Genomic DNA, 19,810 nt, shown 5'->3' with positions numbered 1-19,810 from the left:
CCGACAGCAAGTTAATAGTTAATAAGATTGAAAGCATCGATATTTCCCGAATTTACGCGAGTCCAAGCCGTGGTTAGCGCGCAGCATTGCAAGCCGAAAGTGTCTTACCGATGCAAAATTCTTGGCGCCGCGCTGGCGGCAATCTGGCTCATCGCAAGTGGCCCAAGCATCTGGGCACAAGGCCGCCTGATGCGGATGAATCCGCGCCTGGAGCGAATGCTGGAACAGGAACAGCAACAGCAAGAACGCGCTCAGCCGGTTGACCCCAATGCGCCGGCCCCGCCGGAAGTTGACGGACTTAATCCGTGGCTGCGGCGCTTTCACGAAAGCGTTCCACAATCCGCGGAGGAGTTTAACACTTTGGACGCCGCCGCGCTGGGTCAAGCCACTGCCGCGGTGGAGCAGTGGATTAACTTGTGGGGCCGCGTGGCGGCGGGGCAGCCTCCGCCGGAACAAGTGAACATCTTGGGCCGGTTGCTCGATGCACAAGGACAAATCGATCGAGAACTCGACAGCTTATTGGCCACGCGCGTTCAATTTGCCGCGCTGCCAGATAACGATCAACGTCATGCCGCACTGCGGAATTACCTGTTGGCCGCTGCGAAACTGGTTGATCTTTCCGGCCGTTTGCACGCCGATTTGATCGACATTCTAGACGATATGGCGGATCGATTTGCCGATATTTCCCCGCTGCGCCAGCGGTTGCTGGAATTCCTGGTCCAGCGGCAAAGCAACCTCGGCGCCGAGGTCATGTCGGTCGATTTAATCGATCCTTCCCCGACGCCCGCCGATTCCAACAACGGCGATTCCAACCCAGCGAAAATGCAAGCTAGTCAAATCGCGGCAATGTCTCCCATGCAGCGGCGTTTAGCCATGCGCGCCATGATGGCCGGCGGCATGAATGGCCCCGGTGGACCGAATGCCGCCGGCCTGAAAGGCGCCGCCGGCATAAGCACGAGCGGCCTGAATATGGCGCCTGCTTCCGCCGCCGCGCTATCGCCGGAACAAAAACTGAAAATCATTCAACTGATGGCCGCGGCCGGAACCGCTAGCTCGATTTACGACCTGGCCGATTTTATCAAAGACGATTCCACGCCTCCTACGTTGGTTTTAGCGGCGGCCGAAGCCATTCGCGCGTTAGGACTTCCGCAAGATCCCCGGCCCGGCCAGGATGCATCGCTCCCCGCTCCTGCCATCACCGCCGGAAAGCTCCGCGAACGATTACTGAAAATTGAACCATCGCAATGGAGACCGGAGGAGCGGCGCCGGGCCGAAACCTTGCTCGCCTGGCTTTCCGATCGCGATTTGCACGGACTGGAAGGCAACACGTATCGCCTGGGACAATTCGAAGTGCAGCCCGGCGATTGGCTGCTCATGCGCAATCCTTCCCCCTACAATTTATTCACCGATTTATCGCCCGGGCTGTTCACGCACGTGGGCGTGGTTGCCACGGAAACCGCCAGCGACGGCAAGCGACGCATGGTCGTTGTCGATTTGGAAGAACGTGGCGCCAGCATTCCCGCCACCAATGTCGATATTTTTCTGCAGCGCACGTTGAATTACGTGTTCTTGCGCCATCCTGATCCGGCGGTCGCGCAAAAAATGGGACAAGCGGCGGCGGCCATCATCGGCAATCCGGCGGAATTCGACCTGAACTTTCGCACCGACCGCATCGCAGACTTGAAGAATGTGGATTTGCGGGGACAAAAAATCCACACCTATTGTGCCGGATTACTGCTGTTGTGTGCCCAGCAGACCGGCGTGCCGCGCGAAGTGTTCTTCCCCATCACCGAGACCGCTTCCGGCGGCCACACGCAAGAAAATATCGCCACCTTGGGTTTATCGCTGGGCAACGGTTTCGTGTCGCCCACGGGAGCGCTGTTTTCGTCCCGGCTGGAAATCGTCGGGCGCAGCCAGCTCTTGTACGACCCACAGCGTCAAGTTCAAGAGGCCATTTACGACCATTTTGCCGAGTTGATGGAAAAACAAGTGCTGCGACCCACGCCCGATTTGTTTCAAACCTTGCGGCTAAAAGTGGCGGAAGCGTCCAAAGGCAACGAGCTATTGGCCAAAGCCCTGGCGGCCAGCGCCAACGTCAGCGCGCAAATGGATTTGGTTTCGGCCGCCAAAACCCAGGCCGTTGTGGAAACGTTGGATGACGTGGCTTACGGCGCCGGCCGCGAATTCCAAGCCGCCTATGAGGCCATTACCAACGGACCGCCCCCCGCGGTCGACGCTTCACAACCGGCGCCCGACGGAAACGCGGCGGCCACCCCCGATCAGCGTCAGCTTACCCCCGAGCAGCGCGCGGACATCGAACGTTACCGCGCCCGGCATGCCGATCTGGCCATGCGCTGGGATCAGCGCCAAATATCGTCTCGCGGCGTGCGCAACGAATTGGTCAGCTATTACATTCAACAAGGCTGTGGGCAGCTTGACGACCGCTTCAGCGGCGACGGAAAATGAATTGACCTGCTGCCGGTGATCAGGCCTCAGTTTTTTGTTGATCGGCGAGTTGCTATAATGCGTGTTGTCCAAATGGTATTCAGACATGACGATTGAGCAGCTACGTAATGTTTATGAATCTCGGCCATTTAGACCCTTTGTGCTGCACTTGGCCGACGGGCGTGAAATTCCAGTGCTGAGCCGCGAATTTATTTTAACGGTTCCAAGCGGCCGCACCGTGGTGATCTGCCAGCCCGATGACACATTGAATTTGATCGATTTGCTGCTAGTCACGGACCTCGAATTCCAGCCTGGCACCAACGGCGCTGGTCGCCGAAAACGGAAATAATTTTAGCCCGTCTTTCGGCATTTCCATTTCGAACTTATTACTTTGCGCCATGCAACTTCTTCACGTCGGCGCGGCGGTGCTGAATCAAACGCCCTTGGCTTGGGATGCCAATCGGGCGAATATTTTGGCCGCCATTGCCCAGGCCCGTCGCCAAGGCGTCAGCATTTTGTGCTTGCCCGAGTTGTGCATTAGCGGCTATGGCTGCGAAGATGCCTTTCTTTCGCACGGTGTGCCGCGGATGTCGTGGCGGGTGTTGCAGGAAGTGCTGCCCGAAACCAAGGGCCTGGTTGTTTCGCTGGGCCTGCCTTTGTTGTATCAAAACGCGCTGTACGATGTGGCCTGCCTGGCAGTCGACGGCCGCATCGCCGGATTCACGGCCAAGCGGTATTTAGCGGGCGACGGAATTCATTACGAGCCCCGCTGGTTCAAGCCCTGGCCGTTGGGCCGCCGGGTGCAAGTGAGCATCGACGGACAGGAATATCCGCTGGGCGATATTTACTACGATTGTGGCGGCGTGCGCCTGGGCTTCGAAATTTGCGAAGATGCGTGGGTCGCCGGCCGGCCGGGTGTGGAACTCTCGCAGCGCGGGGTCGATATTATTTTGAACCCCAGCGCCAGCCATTTCGCCTTTGGCAAAATGGCCGTCCGCGAGCGGTTCGTGCTGGAGGGTTCGCGGGCTTTCGGCGTGCATTACGTGTATTCCAACCTTGTGGGCAACGAGGCCGGCCGCGCCATTTACGACGGCGGCGCCTTGATTGCCTCGGTCGGAAAAATGGTCACCCAGGGACCGCGCTTCTCGTTCGCCGATTGGGGTTTGACGTCGGCCCTGGTCGATGTCGATGCGGCACGGCTCAGCCGCGCTCGCACTGGCAGCTTCACGCCAGAATTGACCGGCGACGCCCAGGATTGCATTCACGTGCCGTTTGCTTATCCGAATTGTGATCCCGCGCCGCAGGCGCTGGTGCGCGCCGCTTGGGAAAGCGGCCCCCACGTCAAGGAAGAAGAATTTACCCGGGCCATTTCTCTGGCGCTGTTCGATTACATGCGCAAAAGCCGTTTGCGCGGGTTTGTGGTATCGATTAGCGGCGGAGCCGATTCGGCGGCTGTTTCCTGCCTGGTGGCGATGCTGGTGAAAATTGGCGTGGCGGAATTAGGCCGCGAAGCATTTCTGGCCAAGCTGCAATACTTTGTCGATATTCAAACGGCCGGCGACGAACCAGAAATGGTGCGCCGCTTGCTGGCCTGCGTGTATCAGTCCACGCGCCACAGCGGCGAAGTCACGCTCAACGCGGCGCGCGGCGTGGCCCAGGCCATTGGCGCGGAATTTTTCCGGTTCGACGTCGACCCCATTGTGCAAGATTACATCGGCCTGGTGTCACGCGCACTGAGCCGCAATTTAGATTGGAAAACTGACGATTTGGCGCTGCAGAACATTCAGGCCCGGGCCCGGGCTCCCAGCGTGTGGCTCCTGGCGAATTTGCGTGGCGCGCTGTTGGCTTCGACCAGTAATCGCTCCGAGGCGGCCGTGGGTTATGCCACGATGGATGGCGACACCAGCGGCGGCATCAGCCCCATTGCCGGCATCGACAAAGCCTTTTTGCGCCGCTGGTTGTGTTGGTTGGAAACCACCGGCCCCGAAGGTTTTGGCCCCCTTCCGGCCTTGCACGCCGTCAACGTCCAAGCGCCCACGGCGGAACTCCGCCCGCCCGAAGCCGGCCAAACCGACGAAGCCGATTTAATGCCCTACGACGTGCTCGATTGGATCGAGCGGGCCGCCATCCGCGATAAGCACAGCCCCATGGAAATCTACAAGCTCATGCACACGCAGTTCACGCAATATACGGTCGAGCAAATGCTGGCCTGGGTGGAACGATTTTTCCGCTTGTGGTGCCGCAATCAATGGAAGCGGGAACGCTACGCGCCTTCGTTCCACGTGGACGACGAAAACTTGGACCCCAAAACCTGGTGCCGTTTTCCGATTCTCTCGGGCGGCTACGAACGAGAACTGGCCGAACTGCGCGACTTTGTGTTAAAACCCAAACTCCGCTAGTTCCGCAACTTCTACTCCTCGTTGACGGAGATCATTTTATGCTTTTAGCCGACAGCATGTGGCACGATATGTTTTATCTGGCTTTGCCGGTCGCGGAAAAAATTCTGCGTTCGATTGTCGTCTACGTGTTTTTGATATTGGGCGTTCGTTTGGCGGGCAAACGGCAATTGGCGCAATTGAACGCCTTCGACCTGGTCGTTCTATTGACTCTTTCCAACACGGTGCAAAACGCCATTATCGGCGACGATAATTCGGTCACCGGCGGCCTGGTCGGCGCTGCCACGCTGCTGCTGGTGAATTATGTAGTCGTGTGGTACCTGTACGGCCATCAAAAATTAGATCATCTGATCGAAGGCGATGCCGACGTGTTGATCTCGGGCGGCAAAATCCGCCGCGACCGGCTCCGGAAAGAGCTCATCACCGAATCTGAATTGGAAGCTGCGGCCCGCCGGCAAGGTTTTGGTTCGCTCCAGGATGTCGATCAGGCCATCCTGGAACCAGGCGGCACCATTTCGCTGGTGGCCCGCAAGCCCGCCCCGGACGAAATGCGCCACGGAGAAATTGTCATGCGGCTGGAAGAAGTGCTGAACGAAGTTCGCAAACTGACCACGCCGCCGCCGAAAAGCCAGCCCGCGTAACTCGCGGCATTGCATTCACGCCGCGCGCAAAAAAGCTCCCGGAAAGGCCGGGTCCCAGGGGGGCAAAGGACTCCATCCGTTTCCGGGAGCGATTGGACGATTCGGCAGGTTGTTGACGCGGCGCTAGAAGGACGAGATGGCCGCGTGGTGGGAAAGAATTGCCTCCGTGCAGTTTTTTTGGATCGCGCGTTTGGCGCTTGCAGGCTGGACGTGTTGGTGGCACGTCGTCGGTCGGTGTATCGAAGCGTTCGGCCGCATCCATGCTGCCGAAATCGCTCCGCTGGTCCGCAGGATAAAACCGGCCCGTGCCGCCATCCATCCCGGTGCAGACCCATCCACGAGTGGATCATGCGAAATTCTGTGTCTTGCTTGGCGGCCGAATGCGCCGGACGAAAAGTGTTGGTCGTCCCGCCCTAATCGACCGTCGTGAGGCGAGAAGATTAGGGCAATTTTCAGGACCGGTCAAGAGCGGTTTTTATGCAGATTTAACGCGGTTTTTGGCCCTCTTTGGCCTGGGCCAGTCGGCCACAATCCAGTGCTGGCAGGATGGATTGAAAAACGGAATTTCCGTCAAATCACCAGCGCGGCTCTTCACTCCCAACAAGCGGTACGAACCGGCAGCCGGAAAGTTCGCGAGCCACGCCCTGACCGTACACTTTTTTAATGGCTTGCAGCGATTGCGCTTCACTGGGCCCCAGCGGAATGACCAACGTGCCTGACTCGCACAGTTGATCGAACAACGCTTGCGGCAAGCGCTGCGCGGCGGCGGTGACGATAATCCTGTCGTACGGAGCAAGATCCGGCCAGCCGTAGGTGCCATCGCCCACGACAAGCGTGTAATTGGTGTAACCCAGCATTTTGAGCGTGGCGTTGGCCCGAGCCGAAAGCTCGGCATGCCTTTCCACGCTGGTCACCCATCGCGCCAGCTCACACAGCACCGCACATTGATAGCCGCTGCCGGTGCCGATTTCCAAAACCGATTCAGCACCGGTTAATTCCAACGCCTCGGTCATCAGCGCCACAATGTAGGGCTGGCTGATGGTTTGACCATGATCCAGCGTCAGCGCTCGGTCAGCGTAGGAGTCCGCCTTTTCTTCCGGCGGCACAAATGCGTCACGTCGCACTTTTCCCATGGCCGCCAACACGCGAGCATCACAAATGCCGCGGCGCTGGAGCTGCTCGGTTACCATTTGCAGCCGTGCGGAATGAAGTTGCTCCGGCGACATAGGGCACTTTTTTGAACTGGAGACGAACAAATCGCAGAGAAGCAAAGATGCAGACGAACTACGGTGCGGTTCAACCGGTTTTGGCAACGGCCGCAGGCTCGGCCAAGCGCCAGTCGGTAATGTGCAATTCTACCGTCCGACGGCCATTGAAGGTGTTGATCACGGGGCGAAACGCAACATTTAGTGGACCAGTGATTTCGGCCAACTCGTCCATCCAATCGCCGCCGCCAAAAGCCACACCGCGCAGCCGTACGCCATGTTGCTCCAACCACATCGATAAGTGTCTGCCGTTCCCGATGCGTTTAGGCGGCTCCGCCAAACGCAACCCGCTGGCGCACAATAGCGGTCGCTGGTTTCCGTGGCCGAAGGGGGCCAATCGCTCGATCTGCTGCACGGCCGCCAAGGTGAGCGAAGCCAACGCCGTTTCGCCGTCAATCCACAAATCGGCCACCCGCTGCTCGGTCTGGATTTGTTCAGCGGCGAATTCGCAAAATGCCTCGCGAAAGGCGTCGAGGTGGGCGTCTTCAATTTTCAAACCCCCGGCCGCCGCATGGCCCCCGTGGCTCACCAGCCACTGGGTGCATGCGGCCAGGGCTTGATGCACGTGAAAACCCGGCACCCCGCGCACGGAGCCAATGCCAGGCTTCACCCCCAAATCGTCCTGGGCAATCAGTACCACCGGCCGATGATGCTTTTCAGCCAGCCGCCCCGCCACAATGCCGATCACGCCCGGATGCCAACCACGGCCGGCCAACACCAGTGCCGTATCGCTTTCGGCATCGAACTGCTCTTGCAATTGCTTATTGGCCGCCAAATAAATGCTGCGCTCTAGGCTGTCGCGGCTATTGTTCAATTCGTGCAAATATTCTGCCAAAGCGCTGGCCCGATCGGTCGCCGTGGTGGTGAGTAATTCGACACCCAACTGTGCCTGCCCCAAGCGGCCCGCTGCATTCAGTCGCGGAGCCAGCGTGAAGCCGATGTCTTCGCAATCGAGCGCCGGTTTTTGATCGAGCTTGGTCAACTGCATCAGCGCGGCTAAGCCCGCCGTCGGACGGAACTTCAAGCTCTGCAAACCGTGATGCACCAATATCCGATTTTCGTCCACCAGCGGCACGACGTCGGCCACGGTGCCAATCGCGGCAATCCCCACGGCCTGCAACAAAAACGACCGCATGGCGTCGGTCACGCGTTTGGCTTGGCAGGCGCGTTGGCACAAAGCCCAGGCTAATTTGAACGCCACTCCCGCGCCGCTCAAACCGGCAAACGGATACTGATGGCCCGGCAATCGTGGATGCACAATTGCCGCGGTGACGGGCAACTCGGCCGCCATTTCATGATGATCAGTAATAATGAGTTCCAAGCCCAACTCGCGGGCCGTTTGCGCCTCGCCCACGCTGGTAATTCCGCAATCCACCGTGACGATAACTGCGGTTCCCCTTTCGGCCAACGTGCGCAGGGCCTCGTCGTTCAGGCCGTAACCTTCGTCAATGCGGTTGGGCACGTAAAAGCTGGCTTTGGCTCCCAGCAATTGCAGGCAGCCCAGCAGAATGGCCGTGGCCGTCATGCCGTCGGCATCGTAATCGCCGTACACCACAATCGGTCGGCCGGCCGCAATAGCGGCGATCAGTCGCTCGGCAGCGGCCGGAATTCCCGGCAATTCGTCCGGATCGCGCAAGCCGTTCAGCTTCGGATCGAGAAACGTGCGCGCCGCCAAAGGATCGCCAATGCCGCGACCGATGAGCAATTGCGCCACCACGGCCGACACGCCGGCTTCGCGCTCCAGGCGAACAATTTGAGCCGGGTCATGTTCGCGAATGAGCCAGCGCTTGGGCATGTTCCGTCCTCCTGACGCGGTGCGCGCAGTTTTACTTTTTCTTCTCAGAATGCATCGTGTGCTTGCGCAGCCGAGCGCTGTACTTGCTCAGTTTCAATTTTTCGCCGCCGGGCTTGCGCCGCAGGGTGTAGTTGTAATCGCCGGTCTCGTCGCACACCAAAAACACGGTTTCTGCTTTCTTTTTGCTTTTTCCCACGGTTTTCTCCTATCGCCAAAACTGTTAAATCCATCGTGCTGAAGCGCCAATTCTACCGTGGGTAAGCCGTTTTTCGTAAGGGGCACGGGTTATAATTGAGGGAGGTTGTCCCCTTCCCCCATTCACGTGCCGGCGCAGCGGAACTGCCGGCAATGGCTAAGCCGCAAAATTCAGCGATGCCTCGTGAAACGCCACTTTCTGCGAACGCCCCTCTCTCGCCTCCAGAATTGGGAATCGAGGGATCGACCTCCAGCTCAACGAACTCCAAACAGCCCGGCAGCCGCGGCTGGCGCAATGAACCACGCCTGGGCGACGAGCTGCCTTCGAACGAAAAACCAACCGAACCCAAACCAGCCACTTCCGAACCCGCCGCCACTGTTCCAGTAACAGATGCCGTGGCTGAACCGGCGGCCACAACCGAGCCCGCGGCGGCGGTCTCGGAAGCTAACACCCCAACCTCGGCCGACGCCGGCACCTCCGAAACTTCATCCGCCCCGGTCGAACCACTACCGGCGCCCGTCGAAGTCGGGCTGTCGCCCTGGCGCCGCATGTGGCCGTTTCATCAGCAAGCCGGCGCGTGGTTCACCAGTGCCATCGTACATGCCACTCTGCTGGTAATTCTCGGCTTGCTGGTGCGGCACGTCATCAAGGAAATCGCCCCCGTCCACTTGAACGTGCACACCGTCTCCAGCGACGAGCCATTGCTGGAAAATTTGCCCACCGATAACGGGCCCGCGGACCATACGCGACCCGGCCCGGCGGGGGCGGCAACCGCTTCCCCCAATGGCGATTTGTTTGGCTCCGCGCTGGACGACACACCCCTGGGCGTGCCCGAGCTGGGCCCCTCGCGAAAGGTGGGAGCCCGGCTCGACCCGCACACCGAGGTCGATCCGCTGGCAGCCACGCTTTCCAGCGATGGCGGCGGTGTGCCCTGGGGACAAAGCATGGGCAAAGGAGGCGGCGGGTTGGGTGGCCGTTCGCCGGAGCGACGCGCTCAATTAGTCGGCTCTGGCGGCGGGTCAGCAGCCAGCGAGGCCGCCGTGGAGCGCGGCCTGAAATGGCTCTTGGCTCATCAACACGATGACGGCGGTTGGCGTTTCAATTTCGACGGCCCGCCGTGCGACAATTTGTGCCGCAACCCGGGCCGCGAAACTTCCACGACCGCCGCCACCGCGCTGGCTCTGTTGCCGTTTTATGGCGCCGGATACACGCACAAGGAAGGACCCTACACCGAGCAGGTGAATCGCGGATTGTATTATTTGGGCACCAGAATGCTCGCCACCCCGCAAGGCGGCGACTTGCAAGAGGGCTCGATGTACGCCCAAGGCTTGGCGACCATCGTGCTGTGCGAAGCCTACGCCATGTCCAAAGATTCCAATCTCCGCCCCTACGCCCAGCAGGCGGTAAATTTCATCCTCTACGCCCAAGACCGTCATGGCGGTGGCTGGCGATACTTTCCCGGCCAGGTGGGCGACACCAGCGTCACCGGTTGGCAACTCATGGCGCTGAAAAGCGCCCAAATGGCCGGCTTAGATGTTTCTTCGCCCGCGTTCTTCCTGGCCAATAAATTCTTGGACAGCGTCCAGAACGAAAAAGGCGCCTACTACGGTTACACGCTCCCCAGCAACGGCGGCGCAACAACTACTTCGGTTGGCCTATTATGCCGCATGTATCTGGGCTGGAGCCGCAATCATCCGGCGCTGAATGCCGGCGTTACGGCGCTGGAAAAGCTCGGCCCCTCCGACACCAACATGTACTTCAATTACTATGCCACCCAAGTGATGTACCATCACGGCGGTTCGCAATGGGAGCGCTGGAACAAAGTCATGCGCGATTACCTGATTGCCACACAAGCCACCGAAGGGCACGAAAACGGCAGTTGGTACTTCCCCGACTTCCACGACGACAAAGGGGGCCGCCTGCTCAACACCTCGCTGGCCATTCTCACGCTGGAAGTTTACTACCGCTACCTGCCCCTGTATTCCAGCAAAGCCGTCGACGGCGGTTTTTAAAGTGGCTGGCGGATTTAATAAGTGAATCGAGAAGCTTTGATTGGGATAGATTCAGAAAGAAAAACTCCCTCTCCTCGGGGAGAGGGCCGGGGTGAGGGGGCTGCGAAAAATTCACGGTCCGGATTTCGATGGTTCGTCAATGTTTGTCTCACTCGATCTCGACGAGATTTTGTCCGTTCTGCAACCATCCAGTAACATCAATCCTCGCTGCCTGCGCAATGCCCATTACAACTGCTTCGGGATCACCAACGACATCGTCATTTGCAATTCGCAGTAGTCGCAACCCTTGCGATTCCAACCACGCTTGCCGCTGCAGATCGTAACCAGCATGTCCATCATGACTGGAACCATCTAATTCGATCAGCAATCCAACGGCTTCACAGAAAAAATCCACGATGTAATTTCCAATCGGTTGCTGCCGACGAAATTTAAGTTGCGCAAGCCTCCGATCTCGCAACAACTGCCACAGAGCCCGCTCCGGCTTGGTCATCGTGCGCCGTAATCGCCGAGCGTGTTGAAAAGCTTGCCTCGATTTAGGAATGCGGCGAAGTGGCATGGAATATTGGTGTGATTTTTGTCGCCCTCTCCTCGAGGAGAGGGCTGGGGTGAGGAGACTGTTCGGATTTTACTCATCATCAACGTCTAAATCACTTGTCGACTTCGCTTTTTGTAGAAGAATCGTAGTCGTGTACCTTTGTCCCATTGTGTATGCTGCGGCACGACCTGTTTTTGTTTTTAGATCATTTGGTATCGGCTTGCTCAAAATGACTGTATCAGGCGAGTCGGGTGCCGAAAGAAAGACGACCTTATGCTGTTCGTTTTTTCGCTGAGGTGTTTCCTGAATTATTTTTTTGATGAGATTATCCAACTTTTCGCCATGTCGATCCGGAATAAACTCGACGGGATCATGCACATCTAGAATCCGAGGAACTAATTGGTAAATCTGATTATTTGCATAAAAGGCCATTCGATCTGTCCGCTGAAACTGACGCCCCGGCTGACAAACATATGCGTGATTGCGTTGATAATCGGGCCACGCACGACGTGCGGCAACCACTACTACATCTTTTGCACTCGAAATCAAATCTTCACGGTCAAGCATGACTTGTAATTCCTTCAAAAGAAATGCTTCACGCTCTGATATGATCTCCGTCCTATCATTTAATAGTTCTTCGATTGCTTGGTGAAGTTTTACAAATGATGCCCAAGTAACTATCTCGGGAGAAAATTCATTGATAACATCAGGAGTCCGATCATCTGGAGTCAAAATCAAAAGCAATTTCGTTGCCTCTTTCGTGTCTTTGAATCGTGAAACATGCCGTTTCAGTTGTTCTAGATCAAGAGCGTTCTGTTTTATTTTTGTTTCGATCAATAATCGGCAACTACTTGAAATCTCAGCATCAGGTATGCCGTCAGCGCCTCCCGAAACCTGATTTTTGAACGAAACCAGCTCGAACTCGGGCCTTTCAAATAAAGCGCCTATAATTCGAGTCATTCGTTCAAGTGACAGTGACTGCAATACTGCTAAAATCGAAGCTGTGACCCGATTTTCACCGATTGCATAGGTAGAAAAGATGTTATAGGGCATACTCGTATCCCTCCATTGGTGTTTATTTGTAAATATCGTAGGTTCAAATTATCTCATAAACAATCCGCTAAGTGTCAGCGATGTTAAGAACCCCCTCACCCCGGCCCTCTCCCCGAGGAGAGGGAGAATTCATGATTGACCTCCATCGAGCACTTCTCGCAATTCTTCACTAAATTCATCCCGTACGTTCAATCTCATGTCCCAGACCGCTCAACCATCTTTGGCTGAACTCATCGCTCAACTTGCCGAACAAGAAGCCGATATTCGCCTGGGCGGCGGGCAAGCGGCTATCGACCGGCAGCATAAAAAAAATCGGCTCACGGCGCGCCAGCGAATCGAAAAACTCATCGATCCCGACAGCACGTTCTTCGAACTCGGCCTGTGGGCGGCATGGGGCATGTACAGTCAATGGGGCGGCGCGCCAGCGGCGGGTGTGGTCACCGGCATTGGCACGATCAGCGGCCGGCGGCACATGATTATTGCCAACGATGCCACCGTGAAAGCCGGCGCGTTCTTTCCCGCCACCGCCAAAAAAGTGCTGCGCGCTCAGCGCATCGCCGTGCAAAATCGCCTGCCGATTATTTACCTAGTCGATTCAGCGGGCATTTTCCTCCCGCTTCAGGAAGACGTATTCCCGGACGAAGACGATTTCGGCCGCATCTTCCGCAACAACGCGGTGATTTCCGCGCTCGGCCTGCAACAAACCGCCGCCATCATGGGCAATTGCGTGGCTGGCGGCGGTTATCTGCCCGTGCTGTGCGACAAGTTACTCATGACCGAAGGCTCCGGATTGTACCTGGCCGGGCCGGCATTGGTGCGTAGCGCCATTGGGCAGGAAGTGTCGCACGAAGAGTTGGGAGGCGCGGCGATGCACGCCCAAATCAGCGGCACCATCGATTACCGCGACTCCACAGACGAAGCCTGCTTGCAGCGGTTGCGCCGTTTGGCCGCTGCAGTCCGACCCGACGAAGCACAACCCGCCCCGCCATTTCGACGCGACGAAGCAAAACCGCCCGGACGTTCTGCCGCCGAAATTCACCGCATTTTGTCAGACAAAGCTCACGGCGACTACGAAGTGCGCGAGATTCTCGATTGCCTGCTCGACACCGGCACCTTCGACGAGTTCAAGCTGGAATATGGTCAAACCGTGGTCTGTGGCACAGCCCGTCTGGGCGGCTTCACCGTGGGCGTTGTGGCGAACCAACATCATCGGGTGCGGCCTGCCGACGGTCCGTTTCAATTCGGCGGCGTGCTGTACGTCGATAGTGCCGAGAAAGCGGCGCGGTTCGTGATGAATTGCAATCAGGACTGGCTGCCGATTTTGTTTTTGCAAGACGTGAACGGCTTCATGGTCGGCCGCGATGCCGAACGCTCCGGCATCATTAAAGCCGGGGCTAAATTAGTCAGCGCCATCAGCAACAGCCGCGTGCCGAAAATCACCGTCATTACCGGCGGCTCCTACGGCGCGGGCAATTACGCCCTGTGCGGTAAAGCCTTCGATCCGCGATTCATTTTCGCCTGGCCCACCGCGCATGTGGCGGTGATGGGAGGCGAACAGGCGTCCGACACACTGCTGGATGTGGCCGTGAAAAGCCTGCAGCGCGAAGGCAGCACCGTCGACGCCGCCGAACTGGAACAATTGCGCGAAACAGTGAAAGCCGATTACGATCGCCAAACCGATGTTCGTTACGCCGCCGCCCACGGCTGGGTCGATGCTATTTTGGATCCCGCCACCACCCGCGAAGCGTTAGTTTTCGCCTTGCAATGCGCCACTAGGCATGCGGAACCTGAGCCATTCCGCCTGGGCGTGTTTCAGGTGTGACATAAGTTTCGGATGGAACATAAAATGTCAGCGGATTCGTAAGTTGCAATTACTTCGTCCGGATCGTGCAAACTGATTGACATGACCATCAAAATCGCCAACGGCGCGGGTTTTTTGGGAGACAATCTCGATGCGCCTCGGCTGTTGGTGAAAAACGCACGGGTCGATTATCTCACGCTGGAATATCTGGCCGAATTGACGATGTCGATTTTGGCCCGCCAGCGCCAGAAAGACTCGACCGCCGGTTATGCAACCGACTTTCTCCAGGTGCTGCAAAGCCTGCTGCCGGCGCTGAAAACGCAGCCGCAATTGAAAATTATCACGAACGCCGGCGGCGTCAATCCGCTGGCTTGTGCCGCTGCGGCTGGAAAAATTCTGGCAGCGGCAGGCTTAGGCGAAACCGCCATCGGCATAGTGACCGGCGACGATTTGCTTCCGCGCCTCCAGGAATTGCAGGCCGCCGGCTGCCGCTTTGAAAATCTCGAAACAAATCAACCGCTTTCCAAATTGCCTCATCCCGTGGTTTGCGCCAACGCTTATTTGGGCGCGCGACCCGTTGCCGAAGCGCTGGGCGGCGGTGCGCGAATTGTCATCACCGGCCGCGTGGCGGATGCCTCGCTGACTGTCGGCCCGGCCATGTACGAAATGAAACGCAACTGGAACGATTGGAATTTCTTGGCCGGCGCAAGCGTCGCCGGTCATCTCATTGAATGCGGCGCGCAAGTCACCGGCGGACTGTATTGTCACTGGCAAAACTTGGATTTGGCGAATGTCGGTTACCCAATCGCGGAAATTCACACCGATGGCTCATGCACAATTACCAAACCGACCGGCACCGACGGCGCGGTCAACCGACACACGGTGATTGAACAATTGGTGTACGAAATCGGCGACCCGGCCCATTATTTAACGCCAGATGTCGATGTCGATTTCACGACGATAGATGTGGAAGAAATCGAGCCCAATCAGGTCGCCGTGCGCGGCGCTACCGGCCGATCAGCGCCGGAAAATTACAAAGTGTCTCTGGCGTATGCAGACGGCTTCACCGCCAGCGGGCAGTTGTTGGCCTACGGTGAAGATTGCGTCGAAAAAGCCCGCGCCTGCGGCCAAATCATTTTGCAGCGTGTCGAACGGGCCGGTTTCAAACTGCAACGGACCTTGATCGAATGCCTGGGTGCTGGCGACGGCGTGCCGGGACAGAAAACAGGGGGCAGGGGGCAGGGGGCAGGGGATAGTGAACCACAGCCGAGAGAAGTGGTGCTGCGGGTGTCGGTCAGGGATTCCCGCCGCGAGGCCGTCGAACGCTTCGCCAAAGAAATTGCCCCGCTCATCACCAGCGGGCCGCCGGGCTTGGCCGGTTATGCCACGGGCCGTCCGCAAGTTCGGCCGGTGTTCGCGTATTGGCCCACGCTCGTACCGAAAAGGTTTGTTCAGCCCACCGTATTCGTTCAAGTTGCACACCAATGGCGCAATGCGGTTTGAAGGAGTCAGCGATGGCGTTCATACAGCTTGGTCAAATCGCGCATGCTCGCAGCGGTGATAAGGGCAACCATGCCAATATCGGCGTCGTGGCTTATACACCGATGGGTTTCGCATTTTTACAGCGCGAACTGACCGCCCATCGCGTGGCCCAATTTTTCATCAGCTTGGAAGTCACGCAGGTAGATCGCTTTGAACTTCCCAAGCTCGGCGCGTTAAACTTTGTATTGCACAATGTACTGGCCGGCGGAGCGAGTCAATCTTTGCGAATCGATACCCAAGGTAAACTGTTGGGCACGGCAATTCTCGATTTGCCTCTCCCCGCACCGCCGGAAAATCAGTTAGTGCAGATGCGTTCCGTCGAAAACCCTTAACCACTAAATTTCATGAGCAACGGCGCGTCGCTAGTTAAAGTTCACATTCACGAGCATACCGGCACGCTGATTTTGAATCGGCCCGACAAGCGCAACGCGCTAACTCGGGCCCTCATCGCTCAGTTAATGCAAGGATTGGAAGACCTGCGCTGCGAGCGCCGAGTGCGAACCATTGTGCTTGCCGGCAGCGGCTCGGCTTTTTGCGCCGGCATGGATTTGAACGAAATGCAGGAAACCGCCCAGGCCCCCAACGCCCACGAATTGTGGCGCGACGATGCGGCCCTGTACCGCGACTTGGTGGAAGCTATTCTGCGTTTGCCCAAGCCCGTTGTCGCCGCGGTTGGCGGACCCGCCGTGGCCGGCGGCGCCGGCTTGGCGTTGGCCTGCGATATTGTGCTCGCCTCGCCGGAAGCCAAGTTCGGTCTGCCGGAACCCAAGCGGGGCATCGCCGCCGGGTTGATCGCACCCCTGCTGACGTTTCGCTTGGGCGCAGGCCGCGCCGCCTATCTGTTGTTAAGCGCCCAACTCATCTCCGCGGAAGAAGCGTTTCGCATCGGCATTTACCATGAACTGATGCCGGGTAAAAAACTGTGGCCCCGGGCCCATCAACTGTCCGGCGAAATTGCCGCCTGCGCGCCGGAGGCCATGCTGCTGACCAAGCGCATGCTGAACGAAACTATTGGTGAGAACTTGAACACGTTGCTGACCGCCGGCGCCGCCGTCAGCGCTACCGCCCGCACCACCGAAGCCGCCGCCGAAGGTTTGGCCGCATTCTTAGAAAAGCGCGAACCGAAGTTTTCCTGATGTCGCCCGGGTGATGATGATTGCGTGGCGGTTACCGTGTCGCCAGCGCATTGACCGAGGAACGCTCAGACGACGAAAACAGCGGCAGTTGCACTTTCCTGTCACGAGCCGTCGTGCCTCGTTCCAACGGTTGGCGACGCGACCGCCGCGGCAACGTCGCTTTTTCTGGCGATAAAGCCTTTTCCGTCAATGAAGTTTTACCCGTCGCCGGGCGAAAAGCCGCCAGCTCGGCAGCCGTCAGGACAATGCCGTATCGCGCTAAAACTTGCGGCAACAATTGCCCTACATGGTGCGGACCGGAAGGCCTACGGGCGGCGACATTCGGCGAGGTGCGAATTGGAGCAATCATAAAATCTATTCCCAGAACAGTCCTGATACTGATTGTTTGTTCACTATTATTGTAACAAGATGTGAACGCGTGTCCAGTGATTGGTTCAGTGCCGGCGACTGCCAAAATTGATCTCGTGGATCGCCGGATCAAACCGTTTCCGCCCACGCTGCGGCACTGCTAGCAAAATTAACCATGAATCGGGCCCGCAAGTGTGCTAAAACAGAAGGGTTCCGGCAGCTTCGCCGGTCTGAATTGCCGGAGCTGAACGCACCCTCCGTGATTTTCAGACTTTCGCCATGATCGAAAGCTCGCGTCCCAGCTTGCCGCCCGCGGAACCCGCCACCGTGGCTTTGAACGCCCTGGTGGAACGGGCCGACGCGCTGTTGGCCGCCTGGCAAGGGGACGATTTGCCCCCCGATTTATCTCAATTCCTCCCCGCCGAACCGCCGGCCCTGCGCAGCCTAACGCTGATCGAATTGATCAAAATCGATCTGGAATATCGCTGGCAACATCACGAGCTGCCCAAGCAAGTGGAAGAATACGTCGAGGAATTTCCCGAACTGGCCTCCGCCGGCGAAATTCCCTGCGAATTGATTTGCGAAGAATATCGCGTTCGGCGACTAACCGCCGATCCACCCCGGTCTGACGAATATTACACCCGCTTCCCGCGGCAAGCCAACCGGTTGAAACGCATGCTGGCCATCGACCCAAATCGGACCGCCAGCACCACGCTGCTGACCGGGGCGCGCGATCCTGATTTTGAAGTTGGCCAACAAATTGACGATTTCGATTTGCTGGTCCGCTTGGGAAAGGGCTCGTTCGGCCTGGTGTTTCTGGCTCGGCAACGCTCCATGCAGCGACTGGTGGCGCTCAAAATTTCCCGCAACAAAGGGGCGGAACCGCAAACACTGGCACAACTGGATCATCCGCACATTGTCCGCGTGTACGATCAGCGCTTGCTGCCTGATAAGCGCATGCAACTGATGTACATGCAGCACATTCCCGGCGGCACCTTGCAAGACGTGCTGGAATTGGCCCGGCAACAAGCGCCCGCCTTGCGCAGCGGCAAAACGGTGGTGCAATCGATCGATCAAGCGTTGGAGCGGCATGGCGAATCGCCCCCCAGCGAGTCCGGCGCGCGGCGGCGCATGAACGCCATGACCTGGCCGGAGGCCGTGTGTTGGCTCGGGGCGCGGTTGGCCGCGGCGCTGGAGTACGCCCATCAACGCGGCGTGCTGCACCGCGATGTGAAGCCGGCCAACGTGCTGCTGGCCGCCGACGGCGCGCCCAAGCTGGTCGATTTCAACGTCAGCTACGGCTCAAAATTGGAAGGGGCCACGGCCGCGGCTTTCTTCGGTGGTTCGCCCGCTTACATGTCGCCGGAGCAAATCGAAGCCTACAACCCCGACCATGATCGCAAGCCCGATGAACTCGACGGTCGCAGCGACGTCTATTCGCTCGGCGTCGTGTTGTGGGAAATGCTGACCGGCAGCCGGCCATTTGTCGACGATCGTCCGGAAGATTGCATCAACGACACGCCCAAACTCCTCGCCCGCTTAACCCAGCGCCGCCAGGCCGGCCTTACCGCCGTCACCCTGGCCACGTTGCCCCCCGATCTGCCCCCCGGCCTGCAATCGGTCCTCACCGCTTGTCTATCACCGAATGTGAAAGATCGGCCCGCCTCGGCCGGCCTTCTGCAGCGTCAATTGGAACTGTGCCTCAAGCCCCGCGTGCAACGACTGTTGCGTCCCAGTCCCGGCTCGCTCCGCCAACGCTTGCGCCGCTGGCCGTTTTGGTTTTTCGTGTGCGTCGGGCTAATGCCCAGCGTGATTTTCAGCGGGCTGAATCTGCGGTTCAATTCCATCGAATTCATTCCGCTCCCAGACTCCCCCTCGAACACAGCCATTCACGATTTCTTTTGGGATGTCGAAGTGCCCGTGGTCAACGCTGTTTCGTTCCCGATTGCCGTGCTGCTGGTCTTTTATGTTGCCTGGCCGGTGCTGATTGCCGTGGGCCGCGTCGGTTCTGGAAAACAAATTCCGCCGGAAGAACATAGTCGCTTACGCCGCCGGGCCTTGTGGGTGGGCGATTCGGCGGCCTGGGTCGGAATGGCGCTGTGGGTGATTTCCGGCATCGTATTTCCCGCCTGGCAGCATTTACACTTCGGCGACATCGAAGGCATTGGCTTCGATCAATATCGAAATTTTTTGGCCTCACAAATCGTTTGCGGTTGGATTTCCTCCACGCTCACGTTCTATCTGCTCACCTTCATGTTCGTCCGAGCCTTTTACCCCGTGCTGGTGCGGCCCGAACAAACCAATCCGAGCGAAGTGGACCATTTGGAGCGCGTCGGACGCCGTTGTGGGTGGGGCTTATATTTGACTCTTGCCGCCCCCTTTTGCGCCGTTGGTTTGCTGGCAGTTTCCGGATTAAAGGAAGATTCACAGAAAATTTGGATGGGGGCACTGGCCATCATCGGCTTGGGAGTGACGTTGTTGTCCTATTATATCTTGCAGTTGATTCGCACCGATCTGGCTGCTTTGGAAGTAGCCATCGACCCCAGCCGCGATGCCACCAGCGTCAGCACCGACACCGTCGATTCGCTCTGGACAGGCACACGCTAGCTAACCGTGCGTCTGCAAAAAGATTGTCTTTCCGGGTT

15 protein-coding genes are annotated in these 19,810 nt (G+C 58.1%); 9 read left to right on the top strand and 6 right to left on the bottom strand.

What is annotated here, in order from left to right; translation table 11 throughout:
• Positions 1 to 99: 99 nt before the first annotated feature.
• From VMJ32_15685 to VMJ32_15675, 3 genes are all read left to right on the top strand, one after another.
• Complete coding sequence (locus VMJ32_15685; GenBank protein HTQ40466.1) at positions 100 to 2,466, top strand: hypothetical protein; 2,367 nt, start codon at positions 100 to 102, stop codon at positions 2,464 to 2,466.
• 377 nt (positions 2,467 to 2,843) lie between these two features.
• On the top strand, positions 2,844 to 4,844 hold the full coding sequence (nadE, locus tag VMJ32_15680; protein ID HTQ40465.1) for an NAD(+) synthase: 2,001 nt from the start codon (positions 2,844 to 2,846) through the stop codon (positions 4,842 to 4,844).
• Between the two features lie 38 nt (positions 4,845 to 4,882).
• On the top strand, positions 4,883 to 5,482 hold the full coding sequence (locus tag VMJ32_15675) for a YetF domain-containing protein (protein HTQ40464.1): 600 nt from the start codon (positions 4,883 to 4,885) through the stop codon (positions 5,480 to 5,482).
• A gap of 575 nt (positions 5,483 to 6,057) precedes the next feature.
• Here the strand turns inward: VMJ32_15675 and VMJ32_15670 are convergent.
• The 3 genes from VMJ32_15670 to rpmG form a co-directional block, all read right to left on the bottom strand.
• On the bottom strand, positions 6,058 to 6,708 hold the full coding sequence (locus tag VMJ32_15670; protein HTQ40463.1) for a protein-L-isoaspartate(D-aspartate) O-methyltransferase: 651 nt from the start codon (positions 6,706 to 6,708) through the stop codon (positions 6,058 to 6,060).
• Positions 6,709 to 6,778: 70 nt separating this feature from the next.
• A complete protein-coding gene (gene recJ, locus VMJ32_15665) occupies positions 6,779 to 8,542 on the bottom strand; it encodes a single-stranded-DNA-specific exonuclease RecJ (protein HTQ40462.1) in 1,764 nt (587 codons plus the stop codon).
• Between the two features lie 31 nt (positions 8,543 to 8,573).
• Positions 8,574 to 8,738, bottom strand: coding sequence for a 50S ribosomal protein L33 (gene rpmG / locus VMJ32_15660; GenBank protein HTQ40461.1), 165 nt, complete (start codon positions 8,736 to 8,738; stop codon positions 8,574 to 8,576).
• A 152-nt stretch (positions 8,739 to 8,890) separates the two neighbouring features.
• Between rpmG and VMJ32_15655 the strand changes: the two genes are divergently transcribed.
• Positions 8,891 to 10,750, top strand: a complete 1,860-nt coding sequence (locus VMJ32_15655) for a prenyltransferase/squalene oxidase repeat-containing protein (GenBank protein ID HTQ40460.1) — start codon at positions 8,891 to 8,893, stop codon at positions 10,748 to 10,750.
• Positions 10,751 to 10,898: 148 nt separating this feature from the next.
• Here the strand turns inward: VMJ32_15655 and VMJ32_15650 are convergent, their stop codons facing one another.
• A complete protein-coding gene (locus VMJ32_15650) occupies positions 10,899 to 11,306 on the bottom strand; it encodes a DUF559 domain-containing protein (GenBank protein HTQ40459.1) in 408 nt (135 codons plus the stop codon).
• Positions 11,307 to 11,375: 69 nt separating this feature from the next.
• Entirely contained in the window at positions 11,376 to 12,338 is a 963-nt protein-coding gene (locus tag VMJ32_15645; GenBank protein HTQ40458.1) for a hypothetical protein, read from the bottom strand.
• A gap of 196 nt (positions 12,339 to 12,534) precedes the next feature.
• Here VMJ32_15645 and VMJ32_15640 point away from each other — a divergent pair, with 196 nt between their 5' ends.
• The 4 genes from VMJ32_15640 to VMJ32_15625 all read left to right on the top strand — a co-directional run bounded on the left by VMJ32_15640 (position 12,535) and on the right by VMJ32_15625 (position 16,817).
• Complete coding sequence (locus VMJ32_15640; protein HTQ40457.1) at positions 12,535 to 14,160, top strand: acyl-CoA carboxylase subunit beta; 1,626 nt, start codon at positions 12,535 to 12,537, stop codon at positions 14,158 to 14,160.
• Positions 14,161 to 14,241: 81 nt separating this feature from the next.
• Complete coding sequence (locus tag VMJ32_15635) at positions 14,242 to 15,642, top strand: acyclic terpene utilization AtuA family protein (GenBank protein HTQ40456.1); 1,401 nt, start codon at positions 14,242 to 14,244, stop codon at positions 15,640 to 15,642.
• 11 nt (positions 15,643 to 15,653) lie between these two features.
• Positions 15,654 to 16,013 carry a hypothetical protein gene (locus tag VMJ32_15630; protein ID HTQ40455.1) on the top strand — a complete coding sequence of 120 codons (360 nt, stop codon included), beginning with the start codon at positions 15,654 to 15,656 and terminating at the stop codon, positions 16,011 to 16,013.
• A 12-nt stretch (positions 16,014 to 16,025) separates the two neighbouring features.
• On the top strand, positions 16,026 to 16,817 hold the full coding sequence (locus tag VMJ32_15625; GenBank protein ID HTQ40454.1) for an enoyl-CoA hydratase/isomerase family protein: 792 nt from the start codon (positions 16,026 to 16,028) through the stop codon (positions 16,815 to 16,817).
• A 31-nt stretch (positions 16,818 to 16,848) separates the two neighbouring features.
• Here VMJ32_15625 and VMJ32_15620 read toward each other — a convergent pair whose 3' ends face one another.
• On the bottom strand, positions 16,849 to 17,166 hold the full coding sequence (locus VMJ32_15620; GenBank protein ID HTQ40453.1) for a hypothetical protein: 318 nt from the start codon (positions 17,164 to 17,166) through the stop codon (positions 16,849 to 16,851).
• Between the two features lie 278 nt (positions 17,167 to 17,444).
• Between VMJ32_15620 and VMJ32_15615 the strand changes: the two genes are divergently transcribed.
• Positions 17,445 to 19,772 carry a serine/threonine-protein kinase gene (locus VMJ32_15615; GenBank protein ID HTQ40452.1) on the top strand — a complete coding sequence of 776 codons (2,328 nt, stop codon included), beginning with the start codon at positions 17,445 to 17,447 and terminating at the stop codon, positions 19,770 to 19,772.
• Positions 19,773 to 19,810: the final 38 nt, after the last annotated feature.

The sequence above is a fragment of the Pirellulales bacterium genome (assembly GCA_035499655.1).
In the GTDB taxonomy this organism is placed as follows: domain Bacteria; phylum Planctomycetota; class Planctomycetia; order Pirellulales; family JADZDJ01; genus DATJYL01.
Note: the sequence above shows the minus strand (reverse complement) of the source record. Positions and strands in the feature narration are given on the sequence as shown.